This is a genomic window from Pseudomonas sp. YNh, from assembly GCF_037993085.1.
In the GTDB taxonomy this organism is placed as follows: Bacteria; Pseudomonadota; Gammaproteobacteria; order Pseudomonadales; family Pseudomonadaceae; genus Aquipseudomonas; species Aquipseudomonas putida.
Genome location: NZ_JBBMRJ010000002.1, coordinates 375172 through 389961, shown reverse-complemented (window position 1 = coordinate 389961; position 14790 = coordinate 375172). Strand labels below are relative to the sequence as shown.

The following is a 14790-nucleotide window of genomic DNA, read 5'->3' as shown; positions in this document are numbered from 1 at the left end:
CAGGGTCAGATCATGCGCCACAGTTCTTGTGGCATGCCTGCGTAGGCGGCCAGGGGGGGCATGACGAACGACTGGATCACCTGGATCGCCAGGAAGGCGAAGATCGGCGAGATGTCCATGCCGCCCAGGTTGGGCACGAGGCGGCGGAACGGTGCCAGTACCGGCTCGCTGATCTGGTAGGCCAGCTCGGCGGCCGGGTTGTGGCTGTTGGGGGCAACCCAGGAGACGATCACCATGACAATCATCGCCACCCAGAAAATCTTCAGGAACAGCGAGGTGATACCGATGATCGCCCACATCAGCAGGTGCAGGACGTCACCGAAGGTGCCGTAGGTGACCATAAGCACGAAGCCCATCAGCAGGGCCTGGATGATGACCGCCAGCAGCAGCGACGAGGTGTCCAGCCCACCGATGCTGGGGATGATCCGGCGGATTGGCTTGAGCAGCGGCTGCGTGGCGCGCACTGCGAACTGGCACAGCGGGTTATAGAAGTTGGCTTTGACCAGTTGCAGGACAAAACGCAACAGGACGATCACCAGGTAGAGGCTGACCAGGGTTTGCACCACGAAGATCGCGGCGCCGGACAGTGCATTCATCTAAAGCTCCTTATTTGCCCAGTTGTTCGGCCAGTTCCGCGGAGCGCGTAGCCGCAGCCTGCAGCGCCTGCTCGACGATGGCTTCGAAGCCGCTGGCCTGGAACGACTTGATCGCAGCTTCGGTGGTGCCGGCGGGCGAGGTGACGCGGCGGCGAAGCTCGGCGGCATCGACATCGCTGGCAACCGCCATGCGGGCAGCGCCAAGGGCGGTCTGCAAGGTCAGCTGCGAAGCGGTTTCACGTGGCAGGCCGAGCTTTTCGCCTGCTGCGGTCATGGCCTCGATCAGCAGGAAGAAGTACGCAGGGCCGCTGCCGGACACTGCGGTCACGGCGTCCAGTTGTTGTTCCTGATCCAGCCACAGGGCTGTGCCCACGGCCGACAGCAGTTGTTCGGCCTGCTGGCGCTGCGTGTCGGACACTTCAGCGGTTGCGTACAGGCCGCTTACGCCTTGGCGCAGCAGCGCAGGGGTATTGGGCATGCAGCGCACCACCGGGCGAGCGCCCACCCAGCTTTGCAGGCTGGCACAGGTGATGCCGGCGGCAATGGAAACGATCAGTTGGCCATCCTGCAGGTTGGGTTGCAGGGCCTGGCACACGGCTTTCATGACCTGCGGCTTGACCGCCAGGACGATGACGTCGGCGCCGTCGATGGCATGGGCGTTGTTCTCGAACGTTTCGATGCCGTGCTCGGCCTGGATGCGGGTGCGGGTCTCGGCGCCCGGGTCGCTGGCGCGGATCTGCGAGGCGTCCAGGCCCTGGGCACGCAAACCACCGATCAGGCTGGCGGCCATGTTGCCGGCGCCGATAAAGGCAATACGTGTCTTGCTCATGTCAGGTCCTTGTGGGGAAGAGTGAGTAAAGCATGGAGTCAGTTTTGGCCGTAGTCGCGGGCACCGAACAGGGCGGTGCCGATGCGTACCCAGGTCGCACCCTGTGCAATAGCCGCTTCCAGGTCGTGGCTCATGCCCATGGACAGGGTGTCCAGGCCAAGGCCCAGGCTTTCCTGCAACTGGCGCAAGCGGGCGAAGGAAGCTTCCTGGGCGGCGCGGTCGTCGGTGGGCTCGGGGATTGCCATCAACCCGCGCAAGCGCAGGTTGGGCAGCCCGGCCACGGCCTTGGCCAAGGCCGGAAGGTCTGCGGGGGCGCAGCCAGACTTGCTGTCTTCGCCGCTCACGTTCACTTGCAGGCAGAGGTTCAGTGGCGCCAGGCCGGCAGGGCGCTGCTCGGACAGGCGTTGGGCAATTTTCAGGCGGTCCACGGAATGCACCCAGTCGAAATGCTCGGCGATGGCTTTGGTCTTGTTCGACTGAATGGGGCCGATGAAGTGCCAGATCAAGGGCAGGTCGCTTAGCGCCTGCTGCTTTGTCAGCGCTTCCTGTAGGTAGTTTTCCCCGATATCGCGCACGCCAGCGGCGTGGATTTCGCGAATGGCGCTGGCGGGCTTGGTCTTGCTCACGGCCAGCAACTGGACGCTGGCCGGATCGCGCCCGGCAGCCTGGGCAGCGCTGGCGATGCGGGCGGAAATAGCGGAAAGGTTGTCTGCTAGGGTGGACATGGACGGATGCCGGCGGCTAGAGGGTCTGCGGCATTCTACCTACTTGAAGGCCCTTGGGGAGTCTCATGGATGTGACCGACCTGTTGGCCCGGGCCGTGGATGCGGGGGCTTCGGACCTGCACCTGGCGGCGGGCCAGATCCCGATGCTGCGCATTGAGGGTGACTTGCAACGCATGAATTTGCCGGCTCTGGTGCCGGCAGACCTGGCCGAAGGCATGGCGCCCTTGCTGGCTGAACACCAACGGCGGCAATGGGCCCAGGGCGATGAGCTGGACCTGGCGCTGGAGTTGCCCGGGCTTGGCCGCTTTCGGCTGAACCTGTTTCGCCAACTGAACGGCGCTGGGGCTACCTTTCGGCTGATCCCGGGGCGGATCGCCACGCTGGATGAGCTCGACCTGGGGGATGTGTATCAAGCTGTTGCGCAATGCACTGATGGCCTGATTCTGGTCGGTGGGCCTACCGGCAGTGGCAAGTCCAGCACCCTGGCGACGTTGATCGACCAGCTGAACCGCGAACGGGCGCTGCACATCATCACCCTCGAAGACCCGGTCGAAGTTATCCACAGCAGCCAGCGCAGCCTGATCAACCAGCGTGAGATTGGCCGCCATAGCGGCGGCTTCGCCCAAGGGCTGCGCAGTGCGCTGCGCCAGGACCCGGATGTGATCATGATCGGTGAGCTACGTGACCTGGAAAGCGTTCGCCTGGCCTTGCGCGCAGCCGAGACCGGGCACCTGGTGCTGGCGACCGTGCATACGCGGTCGGCGGCCAGCAGCGTTGACCGGTTGGTGGAGGTGTTTGCTGCCGAGGAAAAGCCCTTGGTGCGAAGCATGTTGGCCGAGTCGTTGCGCCTTGTGGTGGCTCAGGTACTGGTCAGGCGTGTGGGCGGTGGGCGGGTGGCGGCGCGGGAAGTGCTGGTGGCGACGCCGGCGGTGCGCAACCTGGTGCGGGAGGGGCGAATGGCGCAGTTGTGTTCGGTGATGCAGGGCGGGGCGGCGCAGGGGATGCGGACGATGGAGGGGGCAATGCGGGAGCTGAGAGAGAAGGGGCTGATCAAAGACCTATAGTGCCTGTTCTGGCCTCTTCGCGGGTAAACCCGCTCCCACAAGTACGAAGCAGCCTTTGAAGACTGTGCGGTCCCTGTGGGAGCGGGTTCACCCGCGAAAGGGCCGGGCCTGCTCAGCGCTTGGCCAGGTTCAGCTGCTGCTGCTCCTTAGGCAGCACCCGCTTGGCTACTACGTAGTGCTTCTGCCAGTAGGGCTTGCTCAGGTTGTCGATGCTTACCCGCTTGCCACGCCGTGGTGCGTGGATGAAGCGGTCGTTGCCCAGGTAGATGGCAACATGGTTCACCCGGCGGCTCTTGATGTTGAAGAAAATCAGGTCGCCAGGCTTGAGGTCACCCTTGGCCACCTTGACGCCATGGCCCTGGGCCATGGCATTGGAGGTGCGCGGCAGGTCGACGTCTGCGACATCGTTGAAGGCGTATTTCACCAGCCCGCTGCAGTCGAACCCTTTTTTCGGGCTGCTGCCACCCCAAACATAAGGGGTACCGAGCACATTCACGGCACGGCTGAGCACATCGCTGCTCTGCTTCGGCGACATGGCAGCCACTGGCAAGCCGCGGTTGCTGGCGGCATTGGCTGGGCGTGCGCGTAGAGCGGTCTGCTTGACCGGCGCGTGTTTCACCGAGGCATTGGTGGTGTAGCCGGTGAAACCATTGGGAAGACGTTGCTCACGATTGGTGGCGTGGGCGGCCAGGGGCAATAATAGGCAGAGGGTCAGCCATGTCTTGATCAAAGGCGGCATAGATGAAGCTCTTATGAATAGTTATGTGTTGGGCGCGCAACTTTATAACAGCTTTTTGATCAATCTTTGATCCGTTGGTCGATTGCCCAGGTGCCGTACGTCGGCCTGCGACAAGAAAGTCACATTTTTTTTTAGAAAATTTTCGGATAACCCACGAGGGCTATGAATGAATACTTATCAACAGGGGGCGCCCTATCACGACACTCACAGCAAGGTCATCGGTTACCTGCTGTGGATTTTCGGCTTCACCGGGTCGCATCGCTTCTACTACGGCAAGCCCATCACCGGCACCATTTGGTTCTTCACCTTGGGCCTGCTGGGCATTGGCTGGTTGATCGACCTGTTCCTGATCCCGGCCATGGACCGTGAAGCAGACCTGCGGTTCCAGTCCGGGCGTATCGACTACAACATCGCCTGGATCCTGCTGACCTTCCTTGGGGTGTTTGGCCTGCATCGGCTGTATCAGGGCAAGTGGATCACCGCGATCATTTACTTCTTTACCGGCGGCTTGTTCCTGGTGGGGGTGCTGTATGACTTCTGGACGTTGAACAGCCAGGTGTCCGAGCGCAACGCCTTGCGTTGAAATGCTTCGCGGGTAATGAAAAAGGCCTTGTCGCACCGAAGCGGCAAGGCCTTTTTTTGTGGCTGGGTTACTGCCGGGTCTGCCGTTGTTGCAGCAGCAGGTTGCTGAACCCGGCCCCGGCCAGTTGCTTCTGCGCACCGGTCAGCTGTTCACGGTTGCTGAAGGGCCCGACCAGTACGCGGTACCACGTCTCGTCCTTGACCGTACCCGACTCCACCTTCACCGACTGGCCCAGGAGGATGATCTGCGCACGGACCTTGTCGGCATCGGCCTGCTTGCGGAACGAGCCAGCCTGCAGGAAGTACTGGGTGGTCGCAGCCGGCTTGATCACCGGTGGTGGCGGTGGCGGGGTCTGGCCCAGCAATGCCGCCTGGGCCCGCGCGGTGTCGATTTTTGCCGCTTCTGCCGGCGTCACCGGGGTCACGGGCTGGGCCGGTACCGGTGGCGTCTTCTCCGGTACCGCTTCTGGCGGCACGATCACCTCAGACTCCGGCAGCAGGGTGTAGAAGTCGTACTTCGGCTTCACCGGCTGCTGCGGGGTGGCCTGCGCAGGCTTGCTGGCTTCGGTCACCTTTTCCGTCTTCTGCTGCTCGGGCTTGGCACGCTTGATGTCATCGCCCCCCGGCTCGAGCTTCATCAGGAACACGATGAACGCGCCGACGGTGAGGCCGACGGCCATCCATACCCAACCAGGGATCGGCTGTTTGGCCGGTGCCGTCTGGCGGCTGGCGCCGCGTTTTGGGGCGGGTTTTTTCTTGGCAGCCAACTTACATGCGCTCCAGGGTTTCCAGGCCGAGCAGTTCCAGACCTTGTTTGAGGGTGCGGCCGGTCAGGGCGGCCAGGCGCAGGCGGCTTTGCTGTTGCTCCGGGGTTTCGGCGGCGAGGATCGGGCAGTTCTCGTAGAAGCTGGAGAACAGCCCGGCCAGGTCGTACAGGTAGCTGCACAGCACGTGCGGTGTGCCTTTTTCGGCGACGCTATTGAGGGTTTCGCCAAACTGCGCCAGGCGCGCAGCCAGGTCCTGCTCGTGGGCGGCCTGCAGCACGATCTTGCCTTCGACTTCGTCAAAGCCCTTGCCCAGCTTGCGGAATACGCCGGCTACGCGGGTGTAGGCGTACAGCAGGTACGGGGCGGTGTTGCCTTCGAAGTTGAGCATCAGCTCGAAGTTGAAGCTGTAGTCGCTGGTGCGGTGCTTGGACAGGTCGGCGTATTTCACTGCGCCAATGCCAACCACTTCGCCGATGTGGCGCAGATCTTCGTCAGCCAGGCTCGGGTTCTTTTCCTTGACCAGCGCGTAGGCGCGCTCCTTGGCCTCGGTGAGCAGGTCGATCAGCTTGACGGTGCCGCCGTCACGGGTCTTGAACGGGCGGCCGTCGGCGCCGTTCATGGTGCCGAAGCCCATGTGCTCCATCTGCATCGGGTGGCCGACAAAGCCTGCACGGCGTGCCACTTCGAATACCTGGTTGAAGTGCAGGGCCTGGCGCTGGTCGACGAAGTACAGGGCGCGGTCAGCGTTGAGCACGTTGCTGCGATAGCGCACTGCGGCCAGGTCTGTGGTGGCGTACAGGTAGCCGCCGTCGGCTTTTTGCACGATCACCGGCAGGGGTTCGCCTTCGCTGTTCTTGAATTCTTCCAGGAACACGCACTGGGCGCCCTGGTCTTCGACCAGCAGGCCCTTGGCCTTGAGGTCGGCCACCACGTTGGCCAGGTCGTCGTTGTAGGCGCTTTCGCCCATCACGTCGGCCATGGTCAATTTGACGTTGAGCAGCTCGTAAGTCTTCTGGCAGTGCGACAGCGAGATGTCCTTGAAGCGGGTCCACAGGGCCAGGCACTCAGGGTCGCCGGCTTGCAGCTTGACCACCAGGCCACGGGCGCGCGTGGCGAACTCTTCCGATTCGTCGAAGCGCTTCTTCGCCGCCCGGTAGAAGTTCTCCAGGTCCGACAGCTCGTCGCTGGTGATCGGGTTTTCCTGCAGGTAGGCCATCAGCATGCCGAACTGGGTGCCCCAGTCGCCGACGTGGTTCTGGCGAATGACGTTGTCACCCAAAAATTCCAGCACGCGTGCGACGCTGTCACCGATGATGGTCGAGCGCAGGTGGCCGACGTGCATCTCTTTGGCCAGGTTTGGCGCCGACATGTCGATGACGACCTTTTCGCTCGGGCCGGCCTTGCGCACGCCGAGGTGGTCATCGGCCAGGGCAGCGTCCAGGCGGTTGGCCAGGGCGTCGGTGTTCTGGAAGAAGTTGAGGAAGCCGGGGCCGGCGATTTCCACTTTGCTGATGTCGGCGCTGGCCGGCAGGGCGTTGATCAGTTTTTCGGCCAGGTCGCGTGGCTTCATGCCTGCCTGCTTGGCCAGCATCATGGCGATGTTGCTGGCGAAGTCGCCGTGGGTCTTGTCCCGGGCGTTTTCCACCTGGATCGCCGGCGACAGCCCTTCAGGCAGCACACCGTCGGTGACGAGTTGGGTGAGGGCTTGCTGGACCAGCTGGCGAATGGTGTCTTTCATGGGGATCTCTTTTCGACCGCAAGCGCGGTGAGCGCCTGGATGCGCAGGTGGAAAAACTGGGCATTATCCGTTGCCGGGAGCGGGTTGCCAACCTTTGGGGCTGCAAAGCAGCGCCAGACGTCAGTACAGGTCGACCGGGTCGACGTCCAGCGACCAGCGTACCTGCCGCCCGCTGGGCATCTGCTCCAACACTAGCAACCAGGCACTGATCAGTCGATGCAAAGGCGCCCGGGTATTGGCCTGTATCAACAGTTGCGCACGGAAGCGCCCGGCGCGGCGCTCCATGGGCGCCGGCACCGGGCCCAGCAGTTCGATGCCCGGCAGGCGCTGCTCGGCCACCAGGCGTTCGGCGGCGGCGCAGGCTTCGTCAAGGAAACCTTCGGCCTGCCCCGGCTTGTGCGCTTCGGCGCGCAGCAGGGCCAGGTGGGAGTAGGGCGGCAGCCCGGCGGCGCGGCGTTCGTCCAGGGCCTGTTCGGCAAAGGCGAAGTAGCCCTGCTCGGTAAGCTGCACCAACAGCGGGTGGTCGGCCAGGTGGGTCTGGATGATGACCTTGCCTGGCTCTTCGGCCCGACCGGCGCGCCCGGCCACCTGCACGATCAGCTGCGCCATGCGCTCACTGGCGCGAAAATCACCCGAGAACAGCCCACCATCGGCGTCGAGGATGGCCACCAGGGTCACCCGGGGGAAGTGGTGGCCCTTGGCAAGCATCTGCGTACCGACCAGGATGCTCGGCTGGCCGCGCTGTATGGTAGTGAACAGGTTGTGCATGGCGTCCTTGCGCGCCGTGCTGTCGCGGTCCACCCGCAGGATCGGGTAGTCCGGGAACAGCACCTTCAGGCGTTCTTCGGCGCGCTCGGTGCCCGCGCCGACCGGGCGCAGGTCCACGTGGTTGCACTGCGGGCACTGGTGCGGCAGGCGTTCGTCGTAGCCACAGTGGTGGCAGCGCAGCACGCCAGAACGCTGGTGCACGGTCATGCGTGCATCACAGCGCGGGCACTCGGACAGCCAGCCACAATCGTGGCACAGCAAGGTCGGGGCGAAGCCGCGGCGGTTCAGGAATACCAGCACTTGCTGGCCCGCCTCCAGGGTCTGGCGGATGGCTTGCTGCAGCGGGCCGCTGATACCGCTGTCCAGTGGCAGGCTCTTTACGTCCAGGCGCAGCATGCGCGGCGGGCGGGCGCCACCGGCGCGCTGGTTCATGCGCAGCAGGCGGTAGCGACCGGTCAGGGCGTTGTGCAGGGTTTCCAGCGACGGCGTGGCAGAACCTAGCAGGATCGGGATGTTCTCCTGGTGGGCGCGCACCAGTGCCAGGTCGCGGGCGTGATAGCGCAGCCCCTCCTGCTGTTTATAGGAACCGTCGTGCTCCTCGTCGATGATGATCAGGCCGGGGTTTTTCATCGGCGTGAACAATGCCGAGCGGGTGCCGATGATGATATCGGCCTCGCCGTCCCGGGCAGCCAGCCAGGCGTCCAGGCGCTCGCGGTCGTTCACCGCCGAATGCAGCAGCGCGATGCGGGCGTTGAAGCGTTGCTCGAAGCGCGCCAGGGTCTGTGGGCCGAGGTTGATCTCCGGGATCAGCACCAGCGCCTGCTTCCCGGCTTCCAGGGTTTCACGAATCAGCTGCAGGTAGACCTCGGTCTTGCCGCTGCCGGTGACGCCGGCCAGCAGGAATGCGCCAAAGCCCCCAAAGCCTTCGCGCACAGCGTCAAAGGCGTCGCGCTGCTCATCGTTGAGCGGCAGTTCCGGCTGCGCCAGCCAGTGTTCGTGGCGTAGCGCCGGCGAGTGCCGGCGGACTTCAATCTGCACCAGCTCCTTGGCCAGCAGCAGGTCGAGGCTGTCCTTGTTCAGGTTGAGCTTGGCCAGCAGGCTGTGGGCCACGCCGTGCGGATGCTGGGCCAGGGTCTTGAGGGCGTCGCGCTGGCGCGGCGCGCGGGCGATCCGGGGGTCTTCCAGGCGGGCACCGGGGGCAATATGCCAGAAGCGCTCCTGGCGCATCTCGGCAGGTTCGCCCTGGCGCAATAGCGTCGGCAGGGCCCAGCTCAGGGTATCGCCCAGGCTGTGCTGGTAGTACTGGGCGGTCCACAGGCACAGTTTGAATAGCGATGGCGGGATCGGCGATACCGGATCGAGCAGGGCGCTGGCCGGCTTGAGCTTGTCGGCGGGCACCTCGCTCTGCGCGCACACCTCCACCAGCACGCCTATCATCTCGCGGCGGCCGAATGGCACGCGAATGCGCATGCCTGGGGTCAAGGCCTGGCGCGCCATGCTCGCGGGTGCCTTGTAGTCGAACAGGCGACGCAGCGGGGAGGGCAGGGCAAGGCGCAGGATGACGTCGGGCACGCGGAAGGTCTCGGAGGGCGTATCAAAGACTGGCGAGCCTAGCAGACGACGGTCGGTGCAAGCGACAACTTGCACTAGCGCAGCGCTCTGGTATTATTTGCCGCCTAATTACGTGCGGTATTCAACAATTGGTGTTGGATGGCGGCACGCAGCTCGAGGAAGCGACCATGAAAGAAGGTATCCACCCGAACTATGAAGTAGTTGCAGTCACCTGCAGCTGCGGCAACAAGTTCGAAAGCCGTTCGACCCTGGGCAACACCCTGTCGATCGACGTTTGCAACCTGTGCCACCCGTTCTACACCGGTAAGCAGAAAGTCCTGGACACCGGTGGTCGCGTACAGAAGTTCGCCGATCGCTTCGGCATGTTCGGTGCCAAGAAGTAATCATGCGCATGGCGAACCCCTCGGGTTTCGCATTGCTGCAAAAAAAAGCGCCCCTTGTGGGCGCTTTTTTTATGGGCGTCATCTGGCATTTCCCAGCCCTGGCGTTCTGCCCGCTGCCGGAGCAGCCACAGCAAGTGCAGGTACGCCAGGTGGTGGATGGCGATACCTTGCGCCTGGTCGATGGCCGCAGCGTGCGCCTGATCGGCATCAATACCCCGGAAGTCGGCCGCAAAGGGCGCAGCAGCGAGCCCTATGCCGAGGCCGCCAGGCGACGCCTTCAAGCATTGGTCAATGCCAGTGACGGCCGCGTCGGGCTGGTGCCGGGCGTTGAGGGAAAAGACAAGTATGGCCGCACACTGGCGCATATCTACGGCCTGAATGGCGACAATATGGAAGCACGGTTGCTCAGCGAGGGTTTGGGCTACCGCGTGGCAGTTGCCCCCAATGTAAGCCTCAGCGGCTGCCTGCAGGTTGCCGAGCAAGCGGCGCGCAAGGGCGGTGTCGGTGTGTGGCGACGCTCGCCCGTGGTGCCTGCAGGCAATGTCAGGCAGTCGGGCTTCGCTGTGGTCGGTGGCCGCATCAAGGGTATCGAGCGCAATCGTGGTGGGGTCTGGCTCACCCTGGACGACACTGTGGTGCTGCAGGTTCCCGCTCGTCTGCAACGCAACTTCCCCGCCAGCTTCTTCGATAACCTCAAGGGACGCCAGGTCGAAGCGCGAGGCTGGGTGCTGGACCGTTCCCGCAAGGGCGGCCTGAAGCCTGGGCAGCGACGCTGGGTGTTGCCATTGACCGATCCGAGCATGTTGGAGCGTTTTTCAGGCTAAAAGATGTAGACATTTAGCTATTGGATTGTACACACTGTTAGCCGTATGCCCCCGTGGGTTATAGCGTAAAGTCGTAGGCTAAAGGCCTTGACACAAGTGACCGACCAGTCTTGTGACTCCCCGGCTCTTTGCGTATCCTCGGCGGTCCGTCAGAACAGTAAATAGCGGAATGCCCACCATGTCAGACCTGAAAACCGCCGCTCTCGAATACCACGCTCAACCTCGTCCGGGGAAACTGAGCGTCGAACTCTCCAAGCCCACTGCCACCGCCCGTGACCTCGCCCTGGCCTACAGCCCAGGTGTTGCTGAGCCCGTGCGTGAAATCGGCCGTGATCCAGAGCTGGCTTACAAATACACCGGCAAAGGCAACCTGGTTGCGGTGATTTCCGATGGCACCGCCATCCTCGGTCTGGGTGACCTCGGCCCACTGGCTTCCAAGCCGGTCATGGAAGGCAAGGGCGTTCTGTTCAAGCGTTTCGCTGGTATTGACGTGTTCGACATCGAAGTCGAATCGGAAAGCCCGCAAGCGTTCATCGACACCGTTCGCCGTATCTCGATCACCTTCGGTGGCATCAACCTCGAAGACATCAAGGCACCTGAGTGCTTCGAAATCGAGCGCACCCTGATCGAACAGTGCGACATCCCGGTGTTCCACGATGACCAGCACGGTACCGCCATCGTTACCGCAGCCGGCATGATCAACGCCCTGGAAATCGCCGGCAAGAAGCTCGAAGACGCCAAGATCGTCTGCCTGGGTGCCGGGGCTGCTGCCATCTCCTGCATGAAGCTGCTGGTGAGCATGGGTGGCAAGGTCGAAAACATCTACATGATCGACCGCAGCGGTGTCATCCACGCTGGCCGTGACGACCTGAACCAGTACAAGGCCCAGTTCGCCCACGCTACCGACAAGCGCACCCTGGCTGACGCGCTCGACGGTGCTGACGTGTTCGTAGGCCTGTCCGGCCCGAACCTGCTGAGCCCTGAAGGCCTGAAGTCGATGGCTGCCAACCCGATCGTGTTCGCCTGCTCGAACCCGGATCCGGAAATCTCGCCTGAGCTGGCGCACGCCACTCGCAACGATGTGATCATGGCCACCGGTCGTTCCGACTACCCGAACCAGGTCAACAACGTTCTGGGCTTCCCGTTCATCTTCCGTGGTGCCCTGGACGTTCGTGCCAAGCGCATCAACGAAGAAATGAAGATCGCCGCCGCCATCGCCCTGAAGGACCTGGCCAAGCTGCCAGTGCCGAAAGAAGTGTGCGAAGCCTACGGTGTCGAAGGCCTGGAGTTCGGTCGTGAGTACATCATTCCGAAGCCGCTGGACGCACGCCTGATCACTGTCGTTTCCGACGCTGTGGCCAAGGCCGCTATCGAATCCGGCGTGGCTACCCTGCCGTATCCGAAGCACTACCCGCTGACCAGCGTGGATGAAGTGTTCAACGGCTGATTGCCGCTGTAGCTGTAATGAAAAAGCCCCGGTTCTTTTGAACCGGGGCTTTTTGTTGGGGCTTGGGAATGTGCCAGGGCTGAAATGTGTTCGTCAGGGCACTTGTGGCGCTCGATGTCAGCAGCCCCACATAACCCCAGTCAGGCACCCTGCCTCAGAACAGATCCATCGGCGCCGCTTCATCGGCCGGCAGCGGGCTGCCCGGTGCTGCGCCATTGCCCAGTTCGTCCACGGAGGGTGGCGAATCTTCGGCCTTGAACAGCTCGAAGAAGGCATTCGGCGTGCTCGGGGAGGCAGCTCGGCCGCTGATCGGGTCGACGCGCAGGCTGAGGATGCCTTCCGGCTCTGCTGGCGCATGCGCCGGCTTGTCCTTGAGCGCCGCGCCCATGAAGCTCATCCAGATCGGCAGCGCCGCCGTGCCGCCGTATTCGCGGCGGCCGAGGGTTTCCGGCTGGTCGAAACCGACCCATACGGTGGTCACGTAATCGGCGTTGTAGCCGGAGAACCAGGCGTCCTTGGACTCGTTGGTAGTACCGGTCTTGCCCGCCAGGTCGGTGCGGCCCAGGGCCAGCGCCCGGCGGCCGGTACCGCGCTTGATCACGTCCTGCAGCATGCTGGTGAGGATGTAGGTGGTGCGCCCGTCGACGATCTGTTCAGCCACAGCCGGCGTTTGCGGTGCAGCGGCCGCCTGGTTGAAGGCGGATGGCGCCTCACCTGGCATGGCAGCAGTGCTGATCGGCTGTTCGGGTGCCGCCAGGCCAGCCTGGTCCTCGGCACCTTGCGGTACGCGGGGCGGGTTGGCAGTGAACAGGGTTTCGCCGTTGCGGCTTTCGATGCGGTCGATCAGGTACGGGGTGACCTTGTAGCCGCCGTTGGCAAAGGTGCTCCAGCCTGTGGCGATTTCCATCGGGGTCAGGGTGGCGGTGCCCAGGGCCAGCGACAGGTTGCGCGGCAGGTCCTGCTTGTTGAAGCCGAACTTGGCGATGTAGTCGATGGTGCGGTCTACACCCATGGCCTGCAGCAAGCGGATCGACACCAGGTTACGCGACTTGTACAGCGCTTCGCGCAGGCGGATCGGGCCGAGGAAGGTGTTGGTGTCGTTCTTCGGACGCCACACTTTGTCCACGGATTCGTCGACGAACACGATCGGCGCATCGTTGACCAGGGTGGATGCGGTGTAGCCGCTGTCCAGCGCAGCACTGTAGATGAACGGCTTGAAGCTCGAACCAGGCTGGCGCTTGGCCTGCATGGCGCGGTTGTAGTTGCTCTGCTCGAACGAGAAGCCGCCAACCAGCGCGCGGATGGCACCGTTGTAAGGGTCGAGGGTGACCAGGGCGCTTTGCGCGCCAGGCACCTGGCTGAACTTGAGCTTGCCATCTTCCAGGCGCTGCAGGCGCACCAGGTCACCGACCTGCGCCACGTCTGCCGGTGACTGCGGTGAGCGGCCCTGGGCGTTACTGTTGATGAACGGGCGCGCCCATTTCATGGTGTCCCAGGCAACTTCGGCTTGCTGGCCGTCCCGGGTCAGTACCTGGAGGCCGGTTTTGTCGACATGGGTGACGATGGCCGGTTCCAGGCCGCCAAGGATGCGCTGCTTGCCCAGCTCCTGCAGCCAGGCTGCCTGGGTGCGGCCCGGGAAGCGTGCTTCGGGGCCACGGTAGCCGTGGCGTTCGTCGTAATCAGACAGGCCTTTGAGAATGGCCTTGTTGGCCATGTCCTGCATGTCGCTGGGCACCGTGGTGGTGACGCGGAAGCCTTCGGTGTAGGCGTCGCTGCCGTAGCGGCCGACCATTTCGGCGCGGGCCATTTCGGCGATGTAAGGCGCATTCACCTCAGGCGTCGGCACGTGGTAGCTGGCATTGAGCGGCTCGGCCAGGGCGGTCTGGTAGCTGGCCTGGTCGATCTTGCCCAGCTTGTACATGCGGCCGAGGATCCAGTCGCGGCGCTCCTTGGCGCGCACCGGGTTGGCCAGCGGGTTGAAGCGTGACGGTGCCTTGGGCAGGCCGGCGATCATCGCCATCTGCGCCAGGCTCACGTCGCGGATCGATTTGCCGTAGTACACCTGCGCGGCGGCATCGATGCCGTAGGCGCGGTTGCCCAGGTAGATCTTGTTCACGTACAGCTCAAGGATTTCGTCCTTGGTCAGTTCACGCTCGATCTGCAGGGCCAGCAAGATCTCGTTGGTCTTGCGCGAGAAGCTGCGTTCGCTGGTGAGGAAGAAGTTCTTCGCCACCTGCATGGTGATGGTGCTGCCGCCGGTCTGGATGTGCCCGGTTTTCACCAGCTGGGTCGCTGCACGCATCAGGCTGCTGGGGTCGACACCGTAGTGATTGAGGAAATTGTCGTCCTCGGCTGACAGAAGCGCCTGAATGAACTGTGGCGGAATTTCCGCGAAACGGATCGGCGAGCGGCGCATTTCGCCGAATTCGGCAATCAGTTTGCCGTCGCTGCTGTACACCCTGAGGGGGATCTGCAACTGGATGCTTCTGAGGGACTCGACCGAGGGCAGGCTGGGGCTAAGATACAGAAACGCACCGCTCACACCGAGTACGAGCGCGCAAATGACTGCGACGGAAGACCACCAGAAGAACTTCAGCAGACGTATCAAGGCTTTTCGGTGTCCAGGTTGAGAGTGGGTAGCACGCAGGCCCGGCGGACCAGAAAGCGCTGGGCATTATAAGCATTTTTTCGCCTCTCCGGGTTACCGGCCAGGCTGCCCGTCGCCTCGATGGGCAGGCCGGGCCTAGTGTTGACGC

At 63.3% G+C, this 14790-nt stretch carries 13 protein-coding genes; 5 read left to right on the top strand and 8 right to left on the bottom strand.

The genetic code is table 11. The features are described 5' to 3' along the window. Positions 1-5: 5 nt before the first annotated feature. From WF331_RS03730 to WF331_RS03720, 3 genes are read right to left on the bottom strand one after another with little or no spacing between them, the layout of a single operon-like run. The gene (locus WF331_RS03730) at positions 6-596 is read right to left on the bottom strand and encodes a YggT family protein (RefSeq protein ID WP_016502058.1); all 591 of its coding nucleotides are present in this window, start codon (positions 594-596) and stop codon (positions 6-8) included. Positions 597-606: 10 nt separating this feature from the next. Then, positions 607-1425, bottom strand: coding sequence for a pyrroline-5-carboxylate reductase (gene proC / locus WF331_RS03725; protein ID WP_284359008.1), 819 nt, complete (start codon positions 1423-1425; stop codon positions 607-609). A gap of 38 nt (positions 1426-1463) precedes the next feature. Continuing rightward, entirely contained in the window at positions 1464-2150 is a 687-nt protein-coding gene (locus tag WF331_RS03720; protein WP_084966662.1) for a YggS family pyridoxal phosphate-dependent enzyme, read from the bottom strand. Between the two features lie 65 nt (positions 2151-2215). On the opposite strand from WF331_RS03720, the gene WF331_RS03715 reads away from it, so the two are divergent. Continuing rightward, entirely contained in the window at positions 2216-3214 is a 999-nt protein-coding gene (locus WF331_RS03715) for a type IV pilus twitching motility protein PilT (RefSeq protein WP_340622656.1), read from the top strand. A 112-nt stretch (positions 3215-3326) separates the two neighbouring features. Here WF331_RS03715 and WF331_RS03710 read toward each other — a convergent pair whose 3' ends face one another. Beyond that, entirely contained in the window at positions 3327-3953 is a 627-nt protein-coding gene (locus WF331_RS03710; RefSeq protein ID WP_016502054.1) for a C40 family peptidase, read from the bottom strand. 166 nt (positions 3954-4119) lie between these two features. Between WF331_RS03710 and WF331_RS03705 the strand changes: the two genes are divergently transcribed. After that, a complete protein-coding gene (locus WF331_RS03705) occupies positions 4120-4536 on the top strand; it encodes an NINE protein (protein ID WP_016502053.1) in 417 nt (138 codons plus the stop codon). 67 nt (positions 4537-4603) lie between these two features. Here the strand turns inward: WF331_RS03705 and WF331_RS03700 are convergent, their stop codons facing one another. From WF331_RS03700 to WF331_RS03690, 3 genes are all read right to left on the bottom strand, one after another. Beyond that, positions 4604-5302: an SPOR domain-containing protein gene (locus WF331_RS03700; RefSeq protein ID WP_016502052.1), complete on the bottom strand. Its 699-nt coding sequence runs from the start codon at positions 5300-5302 to the stop codon at positions 4604-4606. A 1-nt stretch (position 5303) separates the two neighbouring features. Beyond that, the gene (gene argS / locus WF331_RS03695) at positions 5304-7040 is read right to left on the bottom strand and encodes an arginine--tRNA ligase (RefSeq protein WP_016502051.1); all 1737 of its coding nucleotides are present in this window, start codon (positions 7038-7040) and stop codon (positions 5304-5306) included. A 120-nt stretch (positions 7041-7160) separates the two neighbouring features. Next, entirely contained in the window at positions 7161-9380 is a 2220-nt protein-coding gene (locus WF331_RS03690) for a primosomal protein N' (RefSeq protein ID WP_041167932.1), read from the bottom strand. A gap of 167 nt (positions 9381-9547) precedes the next feature. Between WF331_RS03690 and rpmE the strand changes: the two genes are divergently transcribed. The 3 genes from rpmE to WF331_RS03675 all read left to right on the top strand — a co-directional run bounded on the left by rpmE (position 9548) and on the right by WF331_RS03675 (position 12034). Continuing rightward, positions 9548-9763: a 50S ribosomal protein L31 gene (gene rpmE, locus WF331_RS03685; RefSeq protein ID WP_016489630.1), complete on the top strand. Its 216-nt coding sequence runs from the start codon at positions 9548-9550 to the stop codon at positions 9761-9763. A gap of 2 nt (positions 9764-9765) precedes the next feature. Then, the gene (locus WF331_RS03680) at positions 9766-10587 is read left to right on the top strand and encodes a thermonuclease family protein (protein WP_174371083.1); all 822 of its coding nucleotides are present in this window, start codon (positions 9766-9768) and stop codon (positions 10585-10587) included. A 178-nt stretch (positions 10588-10765) separates the two neighbouring features. After that, on the top strand, positions 10766-12034 hold the full coding sequence (locus tag WF331_RS03675; RefSeq protein WP_016502048.1) for a malic enzyme-like NAD(P)-binding protein: 1269 nt from the start codon (positions 10766-10768) through the stop codon (positions 12032-12034). 154 nt (positions 12035-12188) lie between these two features. Here WF331_RS03675 and WF331_RS03670 read toward each other — a convergent pair whose 3' ends face one another. Further along, the gene (locus WF331_RS03670; protein ID WP_415752964.1) at positions 12189-14639 is read right to left on the bottom strand and encodes a penicillin-binding protein 1A; all 2451 of its coding nucleotides are present in this window, start codon (positions 14637-14639) and stop codon (positions 12189-12191) included. Positions 14640-14790 lie beyond the last annotated feature (151 nt).